The 18,065-nt window shown below is 56.2% G+C and carries 20 protein-coding genes; 5 read left to right on the top strand and 15 right to left on the bottom strand.

Annotation, left to right across the window (positions count from 1 at the left end):
• Positions 1 to 30 precede the first annotated feature (30 nt).
• The 4 genes from FDK21_RS09075 to rsmI form a co-directional block, all read right to left on the bottom strand.
• The gene (locus FDK21_RS09075) at positions 31 to 1,227 is read right to left on the bottom strand and encodes a cytochrome c peroxidase (protein ID WP_138148258.1); all 1,197 of its coding nucleotides are present in this window, start codon (positions 1,225 to 1,227) and stop codon (positions 31 to 33) included.
• A 176-nt stretch (positions 1,228 to 1,403) separates the two neighbouring features.
• Positions 1,404 to 2,366, bottom strand: a complete 963-nt coding sequence (gene gshB, locus FDK21_RS09070) for a glutathione synthase (RefSeq protein ID WP_114008154.1) — start codon at positions 2,364 to 2,366, stop codon at positions 1,404 to 1,406.
• Between the two features lie 112 nt (positions 2,367 to 2,478).
• Positions 2,479 to 2,868, bottom strand: coding sequence for a YraN family protein (locus tag FDK21_RS09065; RefSeq protein WP_138148257.1), 390 nt, complete (start codon positions 2,866 to 2,868; stop codon positions 2,479 to 2,481).
• A 5-nt stretch (positions 2,869 to 2,873) separates the two neighbouring features.
• Positions 2,874 to 3,908: a 16S rRNA (cytidine(1402)-2'-O)-methyltransferase gene (gene rsmI, locus FDK21_RS09060; RefSeq protein ID WP_138148256.1), complete on the bottom strand. Its 1,035-nt coding sequence runs from the start codon at positions 3,906 to 3,908 to the stop codon at positions 2,874 to 2,876.
• A gap of 273 nt (positions 3,909 to 4,181) precedes the next feature.
• Between rsmI and FDK21_RS09055 the strand changes: the two genes are divergently transcribed.
• Positions 4,182 to 5,465, top strand: a complete 1,284-nt coding sequence (locus FDK21_RS09055; protein WP_138148255.1) for a penicillin-binding protein activator — start codon at positions 4,182 to 4,184, stop codon at positions 5,463 to 5,465.
• Between the two features lie 65 nt (positions 5,466 to 5,530).
• Here FDK21_RS09055 and FDK21_RS09050 read toward each other — a convergent pair whose 3' ends face one another.
• Together FDK21_RS09050 and FDK21_RS09045 are read right to left on the bottom strand one after the other, a co-directional pair.
• Positions 5,531 to 6,445, bottom strand: a complete 915-nt coding sequence (locus FDK21_RS09050) for an MliC family protein (protein ID WP_171022006.1) — start codon at positions 6,443 to 6,445, stop codon at positions 5,531 to 5,533.
• Between the two features lie 297 nt (positions 6,446 to 6,742).
• Positions 6,743 to 7,237 carry an Lrp/AsnC family transcriptional regulator gene (locus FDK21_RS09045; protein WP_171022005.1) on the bottom strand — a complete coding sequence of 165 codons (495 nt, stop codon included), beginning with the start codon at positions 7,235 to 7,237 and terminating at the stop codon, positions 6,743 to 6,745.
• 263 nt (positions 7,238 to 7,500) lie between these two features.
• Between FDK21_RS09045 and FDK21_RS09040 the strand changes: the two genes are divergently transcribed.
• Entirely contained in the window at positions 7,501 to 7,908 is a 408-nt protein-coding gene (locus tag FDK21_RS09040) for a DUF2000 family protein (RefSeq protein ID WP_114008160.1), read from the top strand.
• A 48-nt stretch (positions 7,909 to 7,956) separates the two neighbouring features.
• Here FDK21_RS09040 and FDK21_RS09035 read toward each other — a convergent pair whose 3' ends face one another.
• The 6 genes from FDK21_RS09035 to FDK21_RS09010 form a co-directional block, all read right to left on the bottom strand.
• The gene (locus tag FDK21_RS09035) at positions 7,957 to 8,589 is read right to left on the bottom strand and encodes a glutathione S-transferase N-terminal domain-containing protein (protein WP_171022004.1); all 633 of its coding nucleotides are present in this window, start codon (positions 8,587 to 8,589) and stop codon (positions 7,957 to 7,959) included.
• A 134-nt stretch (positions 8,590 to 8,723) separates the two neighbouring features.
• Positions 8,724 to 9,143, bottom strand: a complete 420-nt coding sequence (locus FDK21_RS09030) for a DUF4345 domain-containing protein (RefSeq protein ID WP_138148251.1) — start codon at positions 9,141 to 9,143, stop codon at positions 8,724 to 8,726.
• Positions 9,144 to 9,289: 146 nt separating this feature from the next.
• Positions 9,290 to 10,261, bottom strand: coding sequence for an AraC family transcriptional regulator (locus tag FDK21_RS09025; protein ID WP_210238720.1), 972 nt, complete (start codon positions 10,259 to 10,261; stop codon positions 9,290 to 9,292).
• A gap of 58 nt (positions 10,262 to 10,319) precedes the next feature.
• Positions 10,320 to 10,535, bottom strand: a complete 216-nt coding sequence (locus tag FDK21_RS09020) for a glutathione S-transferase N-terminal domain-containing protein (RefSeq protein WP_281405408.1) — start codon at positions 10,533 to 10,535, stop codon at positions 10,320 to 10,322.
• A gap of 199 nt (positions 10,536 to 10,734) precedes the next feature.
• Positions 10,735 to 11,394 (bottom strand): outer membrane protein, encoded by a 660-nt coding sequence (locus tag FDK21_RS09015; RefSeq protein ID WP_138148248.1) that lies wholly within the window; start codon positions 11,392 to 11,394, stop codon positions 10,735 to 10,737.
• A 349-nt stretch (positions 11,395 to 11,743) separates the two neighbouring features.
• Positions 11,744 to 12,364, bottom strand: coding sequence for a LysE family translocator (locus tag FDK21_RS09010; RefSeq protein WP_138148247.1), 621 nt, complete (start codon positions 12,362 to 12,364; stop codon positions 11,744 to 11,746).
• A gap of 139 nt (positions 12,365 to 12,503) precedes the next feature.
• On the opposite strand from FDK21_RS09010, the gene FDK21_RS09005 reads away from it, so the two are divergent.
• The gene (locus tag FDK21_RS09005; protein ID WP_114008166.1) at positions 12,504 to 12,968 is read left to right on the top strand and encodes an Lrp/AsnC family transcriptional regulator; all 465 of its coding nucleotides are present in this window, start codon (positions 12,504 to 12,506) and stop codon (positions 12,966 to 12,968) included.
• Here FDK21_RS09005 and hemW read toward each other — a convergent pair.
• The 3 genes from hemW to rph form a co-directional block, all read right to left on the bottom strand.
• Positions 12,965 to 14,176, bottom strand: a complete 1,212-nt coding sequence (hemW, locus tag FDK21_RS09000) for a radical SAM family heme chaperone HemW (RefSeq protein WP_138148246.1) — start codon at positions 14,174 to 14,176, stop codon at positions 12,965 to 12,967. The genes FDK21_RS09005 and hemW overlap by 4 nt on opposite strands.
• A 98-nt stretch (positions 14,177 to 14,274) precedes the next feature.
• The gene (rdgB, locus tag FDK21_RS08995) at positions 14,275 to 14,925 is read right to left on the bottom strand and encodes an RdgB/HAM1 family non-canonical purine NTP pyrophosphatase (protein ID WP_138148245.1); all 651 of its coding nucleotides are present in this window, start codon (positions 14,923 to 14,925) and stop codon (positions 14,275 to 14,277) included.
• Between the two features lie 31 nt (positions 14,926 to 14,956).
• The gene (rph, locus tag FDK21_RS08990) at positions 14,957 to 15,676 is read right to left on the bottom strand and encodes a ribonuclease PH (protein WP_138148244.1); all 720 of its coding nucleotides are present in this window, start codon (positions 15,674 to 15,676) and stop codon (positions 14,957 to 14,959) included.
• A gap of 262 nt (positions 15,677 to 15,938) precedes the next feature.
• Between rph and hrcA the strand changes: the two genes are divergently transcribed.
• Together hrcA and grpE are read left to right on the top strand one after the other, a co-directional pair.
• Positions 15,939 to 17,024, top strand: a complete 1,086-nt coding sequence (gene hrcA / locus FDK21_RS08985; RefSeq protein WP_245418341.1) for a heat-inducible transcriptional repressor HrcA — start codon at positions 15,939 to 15,941, stop codon at positions 17,022 to 17,024.
• Positions 17,025 to 17,273: 249 nt separating this feature from the next.
• Positions 17,274 to 17,930 carry a nucleotide exchange factor GrpE gene (grpE, locus tag FDK21_RS08980; protein WP_138148243.1) on the top strand — a complete coding sequence of 219 codons (657 nt, stop codon included), beginning with the start codon at positions 17,274 to 17,276 and terminating at the stop codon, positions 17,928 to 17,930.
• The last annotated feature ends 135 nt before the right edge of the window (positions 17,931 to 18,065 follow it).

Genomic DNA, 18,065 nt, shown 5'->3' with positions numbered 1-18,065 from the left:
GACGGTTTGGTTGTCTGGATGCAGTCGGCCCTATTGCTCCAGCAGATGCTCATAGCGCTGGTCAGTCAGGGTCTTGAGGAAAGCGACGAGGGCCTTGATGCGGTCCTCTTCAAGGGCCGGGCCTTCGGTCAACTTCTTTGTATCAACGGTTTCAGACACTTCCGGGTCACCCCAAGGCTTGCCGGTTTCGGGGTTGATCTGGGACGCAGCCGCCTTGGAATTGTAGCGATTGTAGAAGCGGACGACGGTTTCAAGATCCTCGAAAATACCATTATGCATATAGGGACCGGTCACTGCCACATTGCGCAGGGTGGTGGTTTTGTATTTGCCATCCTCTGCCTTTTTGTCGACCTTGGCGTTGCTTGCCAGACCATGATCGATGCTGCCGACACCCACCCCGTTGGCGGCCCGAAGCGCTTTGTTTTCCGGCACACCAATGTTGAAATATTGGTGGTTGGTGAAGAGCTCCTTCTCGACACCGGGGCGCTTATGCAGCTGGTGGCAGAGATTGCAGTTGGTGAATTGCTGGGAGAAGAACAGGGTCCGGCCCAGTTCCTCCTCACGAGTGAAGTCCGCTTCGCCGCGCAGATAGCGATCATATTTCGAATCAAACGGGCTGAAATAGTCGGTCCGTTCAAAGGCGGCAATCGCCTCGGTCATGGCCCGATAGGCTTTGTCACTGTCAGCAAAGATATCCTCGCCATAGAGCAGCTTGAAGCCGCTGACATATTCGTCATTCTCCAACAGGCGCTCGACAACAGCCTGTTTGCTTTCCATGCCCATTTCCAGCGGATTGAGCGGCGGGCCACCCGCCTGACCTTCAAGATCCGGCTCGCGGCCATCAAGAAACTGGCCACCGACCCAGTGGCCGTCTTTGTTCTTGTGGAATTTCGGTGTCAGTGCCGCATAGGACGCCGTCGGGGCATTGCGGTCGCCGATGGATTGGCCGTCATCGCCAAGGGAGGTGGCGCGGCCGATGGCCCCATCAAGCCCATTGCTGCGCGGATCGGCGAAGCCCGCTTCTGGCGCATGGCAGGTGGAACAGGACATGGTCCGGTTGTTTGACAGATTTTCATCGAAAAACAGCGCCGCACCCAAGCCTTCCAGCGTGGCCTTGTCGGTGGGCAGGGTTGGCAGCTCTTCAGCCTTTGCGCTGACAAGCCCGAAGGCCAGTGCCAGTGAGACCGCCGCGACGCCTTTGGTCAGCGCCTTTGCACTATGGGACATTCTATCCTCACAAGTCACAGCTCGAGCGTTGATCGCATCCCCCAAAAAGTCGTGACCCTGCTTTCTGGTCCAAAGCAGGGTCCTTCCCCAGTCGAAAATGCGCGCTCGAAAGTCGTTACGGTCCTCTAAACGGATAAAAGCAACTTATCCGACTCTTGGCCTTGAGAAATGTCAACCTATTCGGCTTCAGCCCGTTTGGCTTCGATATTGTCCCAGATGATGGCAGCAATATCGATGCCGTCAAGGCGCTGGATGACACGGATGCCCGTCGGGGAGGTGACATTGATTTCGGTGAGATAATTGCCGATCACATCGATGCCAACAAAGATGAAACCACGCTCTTTCAGCGCCGGGCCGATGCGGGCGCAAATTTCCTTTTCGCGCTCGGTCAATTTGGTCTGCTGGGCCTGCCCGCCCTGCACCATGTTGGAGCGCAGATCGTCTGCGGCGGGGATTCGGTTGATTGCCCCGACCGGCTCACCATCGACCAGAATGATCCTTTTGTCGCCAGCCTTCACATCCGGCAGATATTGCTGGGCCACCCATGGTTCAACGAAAATCTCACCGAACAGACCCATCAGAGAGCCGAAATTCTGGTCATCCTTTCGCAACCGAAACACGGCTGCACCGCCATTGCCATAGAGTGGCTTCATGACGATATCGCCATATTTTTCCTTGAAGGCCCGCAGCTCTTTCTCGGAGCGGGTGATCAGGGTGGGCGGCATCAGGTCGGGAAATTCCGTGACGAAGATCTTTTCCGGTGCGTTGCGCACCTGAGCTGGATCATTGACCACCAAAGTCTTGGGGTGAATCCGCTCCAGCATATGGGTGGCAGAAATGTAGGCCATGTCAAAGGGTGGATCCTGACGCATGTGAATGACGTCGAAATCCGCCAGATTGGTCCGCACCGCTTCACCCAGCGTGTAGTGATTGCCCGGCTCATCGCGGACTTCCACCGGTTCGACCTGTGCATAGACCACGCCATCTTCCATCGCCATGGTGTCAACGGTGTAGTGGAACAGCTGATGGCCACGATTTTGCGCTTCGAGCATCAGGGCAAAGGTCGAATCCCCTGCAATGTTGATGCTTTCGATGTGATCCATCTGGATGGCGACTTTAAGGGGGCGGGATTGTGCCATGATTGGGCTCCGGCTGGATGAGGGGCGGGTGGGGAATACCCCGGACAGGGACTATATGTCGGCTTTGGTGCGCAATTTCAAGGCCGCAGAGCGGGCCTGCGGGCTGGTGAGGTTAAAAGGCATCAAAGGCTGCTTCCAGATGTTGCCAGTTGGGCTTGGCCCCAGTGCCCTTGGCAAAAGCCATGACATCGAACCGATAGCTATTGATGCTGTCATCGGGTTGATTGGCAATATAATGGGAAGCGGCGGCAACAATGCGCTGCTGGTTGCGCGGGGTGATCGACCATAGGGCATCGTCAAGACTGGCGCGATATTTGACTTCAAGAAAGATCAGCAAATCGCCTTGGCGGCAAACAAGATCAATCTCGCCCCCTTGCGCCTTATAGCGGGTGGCAAGGATCTGATAGCCCTTGGCCCGCATGATCAGGCCGGCCCAACGCTCGGTGCGCAAGCCCCGATCATAGCTTTCCTTCTTGTGCCGTTCCCGCGCCCGTCCGGCCATGGTGCCTAATCCTCGTCTGACAATTGATCCTTGATCGTTTGCGCCAGTTTGTAGATGTCGTTTTTCTTGGCACCAACTCTGGCTGCGATGTCGGCGGACAATTGCTTGACATGGAGCCCGGAATTCAAGCCTTCCCGGATCAAAGCCTCGACATCCAGTTCCGCTACGTCCGGCTCTGAGCGCGGCCCGATCAGCACCACGGCTTCGCCGCGCGGCGCATCACTTTCGGCGTAAAGGGCTGCCAGTTCAGTCAGGGTGCCGCGCTTGAACTCCTCGAATTTCTTGGTCAACTCACGCGCCACCACGACGTGACGCTCGCCACCCAGATGGGTTGCCATGGCGCTGAGCACCGGGGCCAGACGGCGCGGGCTTTCATAGAAAACCAAGGTGCCTGTCGCACCGCTCAGGTCCATCAGCTTGCGATCGCGCGCTCCGGCCTTCTGTGGCAGGAAGCCAGCAAAATGGATCTGGTCTGTTGGCAGACCGGCAGCCACCAGAGCAGCCAGCATGGCAGACGCACCGGGAATCGGGATGACCGCATGACCAGCTTCGATGACGTCACCCACCAGCTTATAGCCGGGGTCAGAGAGCAGCGGCGTGCCTGCGTCGGAGATCAGGCAGACCGCCTTTCCTTCAGCCAAAGCATTGAGAATATAGGGCCTTTGGCGATCGGCATTGTGCTCATGATAGGTAATCAGCCGGGTGCGGATGCCATAATGGGTCAACAGCTTGCGCGAGACACGGGTATCCTCGCAGGCGACCATATCGGCTGCTGCCAGACTTTCGAGCGCCCGGATGGTGATATCCTTGAGATTGCCGATCGGAGTGGAAACAATATAGAGACCTGCGGCAACATCCGTGGCACGCAGTTTTGTTCCGGCAACGAAATAAGACGATTTCTCGCCCTCAGCCACATCGCTGTCTTCTGCACCGAACGCATCGTCTGTTGGTGCTTCGGGCGCAAGCTTTTGCTGATTATCATCACCTTCATCGCCAGACCCTCCAAGGGAGAGGTTGTCGCTGTCTTTGTTGCCGGTCATCTTTTCATCAGTTTGGTTGGCTGATTCTGTCGATCAGACTGGAATTGAGCTGACGAATGTCAGCGTGGCGTCATTTTTTCGTGAATTCGCGACAAATTGGCCACAGTTTGGCCGAATCAGTGGCCAAATATCCATTGAAAATCCAACATACTTGTTTTGGCAGGTTATTTCTGACAAATCAAACGCACAAGTGATCACCGCAAAATCGCAACTTCATTTGCCAATGCGGGGTCCTGTTGAAGGCAAGCGGTCTGAGTCTGGAGGCCAGTATTGATGCGTTTTAATCAACAATCTCACTCCACCCCCCAAGTGAAAAACGGCAGATTTCGCCGGTTGTTGACCGGTGGCATGGTCGTTGGGTTGGGTGCTGTGCTGGCTGCATGCCAACCGGTGAGCCTCTCCGGCCCGGGCTTTGGCACCCAGAACAATTTCGACGGTCCGGTGACCGTCGCCCAGCCAACGGGCGAAGTGCTTGGCTCTGGTTCGGTGCGCGTCGCATTGCTAACGCCGCAATCGGCACAAGGTGCCTTTGGCCAGACCGGTCTGGCGATTCGCAATGCAGCAGCGATGGCGCTCGAGGACTACAGCACCGCCGATTTGCAGGTCATCGTCAAGGATGTCGGCACGGGTGCGAGTGCCGCCACCGAGCAGGCTGGCCGCGCACTCGCCGAAGGAGCTCAATTGGTCATTGGCCCGCTGCGCTCAAGTGCGGTTAAGCAGGCCGGGCTGGTGTTGAAACCGGCTGGCGTACCGATGATTGCCTTTAGCACCGATACCGGCGCCGCGGCACAGGGTGTCTATCTGATCAACTTCTCACCAGAGAATGATGTCGAGCGGATCCTGTCCTATGCGGCCATTCAGGGCAAACGCAGTGTGGCTGCGATGCTGCCAAGCACGCCTTATGGCAATGTGGTTGAAGCAGCTCTGCGCCAATATGCAGCCCATTTCGGTGTGCGGGTCGTCACCATCGAGAAATACAATGCCGGGACCAAGCCGGATCCCTTCAGCCTGCAAAAAGCAGCCGAAGAAATTGCCGGTGTAAAAGGCCAGATCGACAGCCTGTTCATTCCTGAAGCCAGTGCCGTGGTCAATGCGGTGCAGCTGCTGGCCGGTCAGGGCGTGCGTGACACGGATGTTACCTTCCTGGGTTCGAGCCAGTGGGACTCGCCACAGGTTGCCGCCGAACCAATGCTCAAGGGAGGCTGGTATCCTGCACCGCCACGTGTGCTGCGCAATCTGGACGGCCGGACCATCGGCTTTGACAGTTTTGCTTCGCGCTATACCACCAAGTTCGGCCAACAGCCGCCGCGCGTCGCCTCACTTGCCTATGACAGCGTAATCCTCGCTGCCGCTCTGGTGGCTCAGGCCGGGGAGCGGAAATTCGCGACCGAAACCCTGACCGATCCGCAAGGCTTCATCGGTTTTGGTGATGGCTTCTTCCGCTTCCGTCGCGATGGCACGTCCCAGCGCAGTCTGGCGATCATGGAGATTACCGGCCGAGCTGGCGCCAAAATCGTCGACAACGCACCGATGTCGGCAGCAGGTTTGCCAAACTGATCATCGCAACTGGATCAACAATCAAAGAAAAGGGAGCCATTCGGCTCCCTTTTTTGTTGGCGTGATCAATTGGCAAAACAGCGGTCGATCAGTTGTCCGCCTTCGATCAGCATCATCTCTGGGCCTTTGCCCTGCAATTCATGATGGCCGTTGGTGTAGCGCAAGCCCGACCCTGACTGGACCTGCGTTACGCGGATCTTTGGCCCGCTGTCATGACTGTAAAGCGCATAAGTCTCGTTGGCATCCGCAATGAAGGTGACTTGCAGTGGGATGCCTTCATTGCAGGAATACGTGACGCTGTTGCGATGGACCGTCTGGTCAGGCTGTTGCGGTTGCTGCTGTTGCTGGCCTTGCCCTTGCAGGCTGGCGCGGAAATTGGCGCAGCTATCAAACGTGCCCTGAAACGGAGTGTGTGTGGAGCAGATGATGCCGCCCCACATGAAGCCGTTTCGATTGCCACGATACTGGATGGTGAACCAGGGATAGCCATTGAACATCACACCCGTTGAACCGGTTACCGTGATGGGAGCAAATTCCGGCAAGGATGTCAGGCGCCGAAACTGGGTGCCCGGCCCGCCGCGCACAATGCCGCCACCGGTTGCTGCCTGCAAGGGGAATGGGCCTCTCCTGCCCTGCATTTGCGGATCGGACTGACGCGGCGCGGCAGCGGGGCGCAGAAACCGGTTGTTAACCCAGCCCTGCATGTTCCGACCACGCGAAGAGCCACGCACATAGGTCCAGTTGCCATCCACCGCTTCCACATTCATGTGACAATCATTGGAATCGAAGAAGCCGATGCGCTGACTATGCCTGCTGGGCTCGGCACGCACATTCAACACATCACCACGACCGACACCGGCAACACAGACGGGATCCGATCCGCGATACCGCGCCGCAGCCGGGTCCATTGTCACGGGGATTGCGACGAGACCGAGGGCCAGCGCGACCCATTTCGCCTTTGCTTCAACTATTTTTGCCAATTCTCTCTCCAATATTGCACAGGTAAGCATGATAAAATTTGGTAAAATGTCGGCTGTTCAAATGGTCTCAAGTAAAAAGCGACCCGACTCTTGCCATCAAAGCAGAACAACAGACCTCGCGAAGAGAGTAAGTCTTTCTCCTGATATCGCAAAGCTGTTTCTTCTTGGAGCGCTGTTTTTGAAGGCAAATACAGTGTGGTTGCCACTAGTGGCAGGGAGCTCCTGCGGCACACTACGTGGCGGACTTTCAACGCGAACAAAATGCTGCAAAACGGGCAAAAGGATGTAATGCCGCTGTCAGACGTTGACCGACTGGCCTTCCTCGATCAGTTGGAGGGTTTCGGACAGGTCATTCTGAACCACACTATCAAACACGATAGAGGTTTCTATCCGGCTGATCTCTGGGCGCGACGAGAATTGTTCCACCACCAGCCGATGCAAATGAGTGGTGTCTGTTGTGACCACCTCTACCACCGCATCAAAGCGACCGCTGATCATCCATCCGGCACGCACTTCCGGAATTTTCAAAACCTCACGGAGCAGCCGGTCCAGATCCTGCTTTTTGTGTTCCGACAATTGAATGAACAGCATGGCCTTCAAAGACAGGCCAATTTGCTCGAGCCGGACATCGGTATGAGCCCCTGCAATCAGTCCGCTCTCGTGCAATCGTTTCAGACGTTCATGAACACTGGACGCCGCCAAACCGACCTCAAATGACAGCTCTTTGTTGGTCATCCGAGCATTGTTCGACAGAAGCGCCAAAATGCGTCGATCCGTTCGGTCAATGTTCATTTTTTCACCTGGCATCCGAAATGGTTTCGATAGAAGCGGTCCTTGCAGAGTGATACACGAGTCTATCGACCAATCACAGAACTTATTTCCTCTGATGAGACAATCTATCGAAGAAAAATAGGTCAAAACTGCATATCACTTTCCTTTCCTTCCGTCACACAAAGTTGACGAGCCGCAGGCTGCCGCGGGCTGTCTTTGGCTTGAATGAGGAGCGAAAAGAGATGATCTCCATACCAACCCGAACAGGAAAGACCCCTCAAACCATGTTTGACACAAAGATTTGCATTGTTGTTCGTGAAGACCTTGAGATCTGGCAAAAGCTAAACGTAACCGCCTTTCTGATGAGCGGTATTACCGGAGCCAATCCCGGTATTATTGGTGCGGCCTACATTGATGACCAGAATAATGCGCATCTGCCGATGTCTGTTCAGCCGGTGATTGTCTTGTCCGCCACGGCCAGTCAGCTCGCCACCATTCGCAAACGCGCTCAGAGTCGGGATGTGGCCACCGTGGCCTATATCGAGGAGATGTTCGCCACCGGGCATGACGCCGCCAACCGGGCCGTCTTTGCAGACCATGGCCCTGATGAACTCAACACCGTGGGTATCGCCTTGCGAGCAGACAAGAAAATCGTCGACAAGATCACCAAAGGCGCCAAGATGCATGGCTGACCCACAGGGGAATGGTCTGGCTTTTACCGCGACCGCTCCTTGCTTCTGTCAGGCTGTTGGCGTCGTGGCGCCAAAGGCTGGCACAGCGTCAGCAAATTCCTGCAACCATTGGGCCAAATTTGGATGTGATTCTTGCCAGCTTTGCTGCCATTTCCCCCACCAGGTTCCTTGAGTGGTGAAATCAAGATAACCAAGCGCGCTGGCCAGAAAGAGCTGGTCGGCGGATGGCAGCGGTGCGAAGTCTGTCACCAGATGGGCCTGATCCAACATGGCCAGAGCACGCAGAATTTTGCCCTCCTGACGATCAATCCATTGGGAATTCTGGCGGTCCTGATCGTGGTTTCGCGTCTCAATCGCAGCTGCAATGGTGCAGTCCATCAAACCGGCGGCAAGCGCCTGTCTGGTCAGGCCCTGATATTTGTCCGGACCGCGAAACTGGAAAACGGCCTTTCCCTTGCGTTCATAAAGACAGTCAAGGATAACCCGGCTGTCATAGAGAACCTCTTCATTCTCCAGAATCAGTGTCGGCACCTTGCCCAGTGGATTGCGTACCAGCAGGGTTTCGTCATGGCCTCGATGATTGACAGTCTGGATGGTGACCTCCTTGTCCAGCTCAAGAACAGACACGGCCATTCTGGCGGTCCGCGCATAGGGAGACGTGGGGCTGATCAGAAGTTTCATCAAGGTGATCCTGGATCCAAGTGGGCAAGAGATGTCTGCGACAGGAGGGAAGCAAGGCATGATATATCTGTGCAGGCTAGGGGAGGACAGATTGTGCCGATCCTCGATCCCACGCAAGCTTTATCAAACGGCAATCACAGTCTGTTGGGGGCCTCGTGCATTTGGCTTTTGCGTCGGGGGCCGAAAGCCAGAAGCAACAAAAGGGCAATAACAACTTCAATGGCGAAGGCACCGAGAATGCCGCTCGAGGGCATGCCATCAAGCACCAGACTGACAATCCGGCCAATGGGAAAAGCGCAATAAACCGACAAGGCAGCGATCAGGGCGAACGGTGTCCATGCCGCGCGCCACGCACCCGCCAGCATAATACCGCCAAGGCTGGCAAGGCCTGCACCGGGGGCGCGCAAGTCGCTCAACAAACTAGGGTCTGTGCCAAGGGCTACCCCGTAGCTGGCATAGAAGGCTTGCGGGTCGAGCAGCAAGAAGCAGCCAATGGCAAGTGCGATAAGGCCGCCAAGGGCCAAGGTCACTTTCTGAAACAACGTAGTCTGCATGATTTTGCCCTTCGATTGGTTCGCTCAAATGCAGTCTGGCTGCATGGATGGCGATGGATAGCAATCGAGGAGCCTGTTGCCTTGGCTCAGAGCGCCAATTTTTGGGCCGGTCGCGTCAGATGGCGGGGCCAGTCGCCAGTCGGGTCTCACATGCCGCGGCGAAAGCTGGCCGGTGTGCAATCATGCCAGCGCTTGAAGGCACGGGTGAACGTGCTCTGATCCGAAAAGCCCGCAAGGAAAGCGATTTCAGCAAGCGCATAGTCGGTTTCACGCAACAACTGCTCGGACAGTGTCTTGCGGGCCTTGGAAACCAGATCCTGATAGGCCAGCCCCGCCGCTGACAGCCTGCGCTGCAGGGTGCGACGGCTCATGCCCAACCTGTCGGCCATGTCAGCCAAACTCGGGGCGCCTTCGCTGAGGGCTTTGCCAACATGGTCCAAGATCTGGCTTTCGAGCGCCGTCTGGGCACTGAAAGCCGACAGTTCCTGTTCGAGATGCGTCTCGAAAAACTGCGCCATGCCCTGATCCGCCAAGCGATTGGTCCGAAGCGCGTCGGTGGTGGCAAGTTCCAGCGTGTTGTGGCCAGCGGCAAAATGGACCGGCCCTTGAAAATGGGTCTGGTAGGCGGTTTCATCCGTGGGTTTTTCCCGCGCCAGATGGATTGCGAGAGGCACAAAGGATACTTGGCTCACCTCGCGGGTCAAGGACCAGGCAGCGGCCAGAGCCAGTTCATTGGTCATGGCCAGACCCAAACGCTGGCTCGGTGCGGGGATCACCGATAACAGAAGGATGCCATCCATGGGTTTGACCTGAAAATTGGCAATCGATGTGACGACCTTGCCAAAGCGCTCCACCCGGCGATAGGACCCCATCAAATCGGGAGCGGATTTGAAGGCCAGACCGAAAGCGCCATAATCATCGCAGCGCATCGACGCGCCGATTTTGATCGGGATCGCATGGCCCTGCTCAAACTCTGCTGCCAGATGTTCGAGCAGATCAAAGAAACGATCATCGGCTACCATCTGTCTGGGGTCACTTGGCGCGTCCGGATCAACATCCACCAGCCGATAAAGCGCCTGCCGAACCGTCCTTGAGGCGGGCGCATCTCCGACGGCCAAGTCTATCGCCTTGTGAACAAAGAGTGTCGATATCCATCCCATCTGGCGACGTGATCCTTCAGGTCCCTGCAGTGCCTGTGATGCATTTGCCGCTCGCCCACATCCGGGCAAGCGCCTGTCTGATCAGGCCCTGATACTTGTCCGGACCGCGAAACTGGAAAGCGGCCTTTCCCTTGCGTTCATAAAGACAGTCAAGGATAACCCGGCTGTCATAGAGAACCTCTTCATTCTCCAGAATCAGTGTCGGCACCTTGCCCAGTGGATTGCGCACCAACAGGACTGGGTCGCAGACGGTGGAATCCGAGACTGATCCAATCGCGCCATTCTGGCAAGCGCATTCCTTCGCTCATCCCGCTTGCTGGCATTGGGATGCCAGCAGGGTCAGGCGGGAGCGGTGTCGCAAGCCGAACGGCGAGACGAACAAAAAAGCCTGCTGAAAAGCAGGCTCTTTTGATTGTCAGGTGATCAATTGATCAGAAGCTCTTTGTCAGGCCAACGCGGAAGATATTCAGGCCATCAAATTTGTCGGTGTTGGTGACACCGCCAATGGTGACCTTCTGATCTTCGATCGAGGCATAGAGATATTCGGCCCGCAGGCTGAAACCATCCTTGAGGGCATAGTCGACACCGGCACCAACCGCAAAACCGGTTGACCAATTGTCATAGTCAAAGCCAGCCACATTGCGGTCTTTCTTGACATGGGCCAAGGCCAGACCACCGGTCACATATGGCATGATGCTGTCAAAGGCCACACCAACGCGTGCGCGGGCGGTCAGCAGGGCATTGACTTCCTGATGACAGTTTGGCGTAGCGACAAAACAGGTTTTGCCAGCAGCAGCAGCCGAGCTGCCTTCAATATTGGCCAGAGAGGCATCGGCTTCGACGCCGAAGACGAAATTGTTGGACTGGTAATTATAGCCGACAACCACACCGCCAATGGCACCGCTCATGTCGAGGCTGTTTCTCAGGCCACCGAAAGTAGAAGACTGATCCACATTGCCGAAGCCATAGCCAGCGGACAAACCAGCATAGATACCGCTCCAGTCATGGGTCATTTCCATCTGCATATCAGCAGCGGAAGCCGCCTGCAGGCTGGCAAGCGAAACGGCCAAGGCGCAAAGAATTTTCTTCATATTCAAATCCAATCACAAACAAAAGAGGCACATTGTTGTGGTTTCAGGATTGCTCCGGAGGCCGACGACAAGGTCCAAAAACTAGATTTTCAGGTAACACATCCAAAGCACAACTTCAAATCAATAAAAGACAAGTAAAGCTAGCATTTCTATTTGTTGCAAATATATCTCTGGACTCTTGACGGCACTCTAGAAGCCCTTAAATCCGCCAATTACTTGATAAACATAGAGAAAATGAGTAATCATGTACACTTCCCGCATTGGTGGAGATGGGGGGCCGGAGAGAAGTGACTTAAAGCGCCATAAAATTGCAGCTTACCACCCCCCGCTCTGTCTGCTCCGGTTGCCTTCAGCTTAGAAACAGCCAGAGGCCGACGCCCATCATGAGGGAACCGGAGAGGCGGTTCATCAGGCGAACATTTCTGGCATTGCCCAACAGGCTGCGCAGGCCCTTGCCGCCGGCTGCATAAATGCTCATGCAGATGAATTCAAACAGCAAGATGATCGCCACCAAAATCGTCAACTGGCTGGCCAGCGGCCGAGAGCTGTCAATGAAGGGCGGCAGAAGCGAAATCATGAAAGCCCAACCCTTGGGATTGGCAATGGCGGTCATGAAGCCTTGCGCCATCAGATCCCAATTCCGTCCAAGCTGCATCTCGCTTTGGCTGCTGCTCAGGGCCATTTTGCCCTTTGAGCGCCACATGGAAATGCCGAGATAGAAGAGATAGGCCGCGCCCATCGTCTTCATTGCCAGAAACATCCACGGATAGGTCAGCATCACACTGGCAATGCCGAGCACCGCAGCGACAGAGACCAGTCCGACGCCAAGCACTTCACCCAGCATCATCCACAGGGTACGGCGATAGCCGATGCTCATGCCAAGGCTGAGCGCCAGGGTCATGCACATGCCCGGGGTAAGCGAAACAAAGAAGAAGGTGGGAATGAAGACAGTCAGGGCCGTCATGCTCATGGGCAGGATCATCCAGATTTAGACTTAGAATTGGCGCCAATCTATCTCAAAGGGATGCGCATATCTTAGCAAAGTTGCCTTGTTACACCGGCTCTTTTGCAAAATTGTCGATGAAAATTGCGCTTTAGTGAGAGAAATCATGCACGATACGGCTCTAGATAGACATGATGTGCGCATTCTGAATCTGTTGCTCGAAGACAGTCAGATTCCGCGACTTGATTTGGCGGACAAGGTTGGGCTGTCTTCGTCGCAAGTTTTTCGCCGTCTCAAACGGCTTGAGGAAATCGGGGTGATCGCGCGCTATGCCGCCATTCTCAACCGGGAGAAAGCCGGGCTTGGAGTGGCTGCGTCGATCATGGTGCAATATCGCAGGACCGAAATGGACGCCCGGCAAAAAACACTCGAACTGATCGAGCGAACACAGGAAATCCATGAATGCTATTCCATCACCGGAGAGTATGATTTCATGGTCCGGGTCTATTGCAAGAGCATGAAGGAATTCAACAAGCTGGTGAATGAGACCTTGCAGGCGCGCTTCATTGCCGGGATCCATTCCTACATGCTGCTGGCCTGTTTCAAGGATCAGCCGAGCCTGTTGGCCTAGCAGGCCAATTCTGCCACCAGACTGTTGAGCATCAAAAAGCCTTGGCGGGTGGCGCGGATGCGGGTTGGGCTGGTTTGCTCCAAAAAGCCACCTTCCACCAGCATCGCTATCTTTTTGGCGTCGAGCGGCCTGCCTGCAAGGCGCTCATAGCGGGCGGTATCGATGCCCTCTTTGACGCGCAGGCCCATAATCAGAAATTCGTCGCTCTGGGCTTCGAGACTGAGCACTTCTTCGCTCAGCGCTCCGGTGCCGTCGGCCTCGACCCGTTTCAGCCAGCTTTCTGGATGGCGTTCATTGGCGGTGGCGATGCGGCCGTTGGACAGGCTCAGTCGCCCATGGGCCCCGGCCCCGACGCCGACATAATCGCCATAACGCCAATAGGTCAGATTGTGACGGGATTCGCTGCCCGGGCGGGCATGGTTGGAAATTTCATAGGCTGGCATGCCGTGGCGCTCCAGCTCTTCATGGGTCATTTCATACAAAGCCACCGAGGTGTCTTCATCGGGCAGCTCGAATTTGCCATTGCGATAGAGTTTGAAGAAAGGCGTGTCCTGCTCGATGGTCAGCTGATAGAGCGAGAGATGATCCGCCGACAGGGCGATGGCTTCGCGCAATTCCTTCGCCCAGAGGTTTGGGGTCTGGTGCGGACGGGCATAGATGAGATCAAAGGACATGCGCGGGAAATGGGCTTGCGCCAGTTTGATCGCCGCCTTGGCTTCCTCGGCGCTGTGCAGGCGCCCCAAAAAGCGCAATTGGTCATCATAGAGCGACTGCACCCCCAGTGAGACGCGATTGACGCCGGCCTTAGCATAGCCTTTAAAGTGATCCGCTTCGACCGAAGTCGGGTTGGCTTCCAGCGTCACTTCGATATCGTCGGCCATGGTCCAGAGGCCCGCAGCGGCATCGAGCAAAGCAGCGACGGTTTGCGGCTTCATCAGCGACGGGGTGCCGCCACCGAAAAAGATCGAGGTTAGCGCCTGACGCTTGCCCGCCGCCTTTTGGCGCTCGGCATAAAGGCGCATTTCAGCGATCATTGCGTCGGCGAAACGGTTTTGATCAACCGGCTGATGGCGCACATGGCTGTTAAAGTCACAATAGGGGCATTTGGCCATGCAGAAGGGCCAATGAAGATAGAGCCCGAAACCGGGTGAGGCTGGCCCTGTCCCATTCTTTGTGTGTTTTACGATGCTGGCGGCGCGTGCGATCATCATGGTTCCTGACAGATCAGGCCTCTCTCCATGCCAATGGCGAAGAGGCAAAAACCCCGACCAGCCCGAAAGGGCGGTCGGGGCTTGGGACTTTCATGTTACTTGAGAAAAGACTCAAGGCAAGCATCGGAAAAGAGCTTGAAGGCGCGGGAGCGATGGGACAGGCCGCGATCGCCGCCCGGTTTCCAGCCATGTTTTTGCTCTGAGGTCATTTCGCCAAAGGTGATGTCATGGCCTTCAGGGACGAACATCGGATCATAGCCAAAGCCTTTGTCTCCGCGCGGTGGCCAGATGACCTCGCCTGCCACTTCGCCGCGGAAGAATTGGGTCTCGCCATCGGGCCAAGCCAGACAGAGCACCGCGATGAAGCGGCCCGTCCGGTCTTTGGGCTCGGTTGCGCCCTTGGCTTGCAGCTTTTCCTCGACATTGCGCATGGCCAAGGCGAAATCCTTGGCAGGCCCCGCCCAACGCGCGGAATAGATGCCCGGATCGCCATCAAGGGCATCGACCGCAAAGCCGGAATCATCGGCCAAAGCCGGCAGGCCCGTGGCTTTGGCGGCAGCCAAGGCCTTCAGTTCCGCATTGGCCTCGAAGGTGGTGCCGGTTTCTTCCGGCTCGTCCAGCTCCAATTCGGCTGCGGTCTTGATGCTCAGGCCATAATGGGCCAGCAATTCCTGAATCTCGCGGATCTTGCCCTTATTGTGGCTCGCCACCACAAGCGGCGTGTCGACACTAAGCTGATTGCTCATCGGATGCTCTCTTTGTTGTGGGCGGATTGGCTCAGGCTTCGTCGGCGAGCTGAAGGGTCAGCAATTCGCCGATTCCTTTCTTGGCCAGCCCCATCAGAGCCATCAATTCTTCTTCGGAGAATGGCTCGCCTTCCGCGGTGCCCTGAATTTCGACGATGCCGCCCTTGCCGGTCATGACGAAGTTGGCGTCGGTTTCAGCGTCGGAATCCTCCAGATAATCAAGATCCAGCACCGGGGTGCCGTTATAGATGCCGCAGGAAATGGCTGCGACCTGATCCTTGAGGATGGCGGCATCCTTGGCGACCATGCTGCGGCTGCGCATCCACTCGATGCAATCGCGCAAGGCAATCCAGGCACCGGTGATGGAGGCGGTGCGGGTGCCGCCATCGGCCTGAATGACGTCGCAATCGACGGTGATCTGACGTTCACCGAGCGCTTCCAGATCGACAATAGCACGCAGGGAACGGCCAATCAGGCGCTGGATTTCCTGTGTCCGGCCAGATTGTTTGCCCGCGCTGGCCTCACGGCGCATGCGATCGCCGGTGGCGCGCGGCAGCATGCCATATTCAGCGGTCACCCAGCCGCGATTCTGACCTCGGAGCCAGGGCGGGATGCGCTCTTCAAGGCTGGCGGTGCAGAGCACATGGGTATCGCCAAACTTGATCAGGCAGGAGCCTTCCGCATGTTTGGAGACATTGCGCGTGATCGTCACCTCGCGCTTCTGGTCTGGGGTACGTTTGGACGGGCGCATTGAAGTCTCCTGCTTGCTGTGTCGAATGGCCGGGACGCCTGATCCCCCGCTCACGCAAGGGTGAAAGGGATGTTGGCCACATGGGCCATTGTTTCCGGTCCGGTCACATCTATATCTTGTGCATTGCACATGCTTGAAGAGCTTTCTAGAAGTGCATGGGCCTTGAGACAAGGGGTGCTTGCAGCATTTCGTGTTTTTGGGGCATAAGAATATGGAACGATGCTTCGAAACCACGGAGCCTGTTATCGACAGAGAGTGTCAGATGATCGATCGCATAAACAGCTTTCCGCCCTTTACCGGGATGGATGACCGGTTGAAGGACATTTTCCGGACCATTGTCGAATCCTATCTGCAAACCGGGGATCCGGTCGGTTCGCGCAGCATTTCACGCGCCCTGCCGATATCCCTGTCCCCTGCCTCGGTGCGCAATGTGATGTCGGATCTGGAGCATCTGGGCTTGATTTATGCGCCCCATACCAGTGCCGGGCGGTTGCCAACCGAAATGGGCTTGCGCTTCTTTGTTGATGCGATGCTGGAATTTGGCGATCTGTCAAATGATGAGCGCCGCAGCATTGAAAGCCAGATGACCGCGTCACCGGATCATGAGGCCGGGGTCGACAATCTTCTGACAAAAGCCAGCAAGATGCTATCGGGTCTGTCATCCGGGGCGGGCCTTGTGCTGACATCGAAGCAAGATAAAAGGCTCAAGCATGTGGAATTTGTCCGGCTGGAAGCGACCAAGGCCTTGGTCGTGCTGGTGGATGAGGAAGATCGGGTCGAGAATCGTCTGATCGACCTGCCCTCGGGCCTGCCCGCCTCAGCGCTGACGGAAGCCAGCAATTTTCTCAATGCCCATATTCGCGGCAAGACGCTGACGGCGGCGCAGACCGAAATCGAGGCCCATCGCCATGCATTGCAGGCCGAACTGGATGAACTAACCGCCAAGCTGGTGGAAGCCGGGCTCGCCACATGGGCCGGGGCCAACACGGACCAGCCACAGAGCCTGATTGTTCGCGGGCGGTCCAATTTGTTGGAGCATGTCACCGCGCGGGAAGATCTTGAGCGGATCCGGCATCTGTTTGATGATCTGGAGACCAAAAAAGATCTGGTGCAGTTGTTGCAGCTGGCTGATCAAGGGGACGGGGTCCGGATCTATATCGGATCGGAAAACAAGCTTTTCTCCCTGTCCGGCTCGTCGGTCATTGTCTCGCCCTATCGGGATAGTGAGCAGAATATTGTCGGCATTCTTGGCGTGATTGGTCCAACGCGGTTGAACTATGCCCGCATCGTGCCAATGGTCGATTATACCGCTCGGGTCTTGACCAGCATGTTGTCGGAGAAACCCTGAATCGTGACCGGTGCCTAAGGTCCCCCGTTTTTTGACGTCAAAATAGTCCAGAAGGCCACTGCATGTCCTTTGGGGTGTGAATCGCCTTGAAATATCCGCGGCTTTTGCATCTCTTTGCCCTGCACTACTTGATTTTCTGCTGAAAAGCCTGATATCGGGTGCAAACCAAAAGACCTGAGGATGTTTGGTGCGCGTTACGGTGATATGCCTCACCCGCATGCGCACTCGTTCCAAAAGCGAGGCCAATTGATGTCTGAAGAAAAGCAAAACTCTGAAACTGTCGAGGATCCGCTTGCCGAGGCTCCGGTTGAAGAGACTGCAACCGATGCGCCCTATCTCAATCCGCTGGAAGCAGCCGAGCTTCGGATTGCCGAGTTGGAAAAAGAACATGGCGAGATGAAAGATCAGCTTCTGCGCACCGTCGCCGAAATGGAAAATCTGCGCCGCCGTACCGAGAAGGAAGTGCGCGATGCCAAGCAGTTTTCGGTCGCCAGCTTTGCGCGTGACATGCTTGCCGTTGCTGACAATCTGCGTCGCGGTCAGGAAGCCGTTGCCGATGAAGAGCGCGTTGCCGCCGAGGGTGCACTGAAAGCTTTGCTCGATGGCACGGCGATGACCGAGCGGGAAATGCTCAAGACACTGGAAAAGCATGGTGTCAAAAAGCTGAACCCGGAAGGCGAGAAATTCGATCCCAATTATCATCAGGCGATGTTTGAAGTGCCGAACCCGGAAGTGCCGAACAATTCCGTGGTTCAGGTGGTTCAGGCCGGTTATGTGATCGGCACCCGCGTTCTGCGTCCGGCGATGGTCGGCGTGGCCAAGGGGGGACCGAAATTCGTGTCCCCAGCTGCGGATGAAGAGTCAACAGACGATGCATCAGGCGAAGGTCTCGACAAAAGCGTCTGATATTACCGCATAGAAGAACCCAAAGCCGTTGCCGCTCTCGTAAGCGGCAGCGGCTTTTTCACATCGATGGGATTCTGTCGCGAGAATATCTCGATCAAAGGCGAAAGTGCGCCGTTTCGTCGCACCTTGCAGGCC

It is taken from the genome of Cohaesibacter sp. CAU 1516 (genome assembly GCF_005771485.1).
Classification (GTDB): Bacteria; Pseudomonadota; Alphaproteobacteria; order Rhizobiales; family Cohaesibacteraceae; genus Cohaesibacter; species Cohaesibacter intestini.
This window is presented reverse-complemented; position numbering and strand designations above follow the sequence as displayed.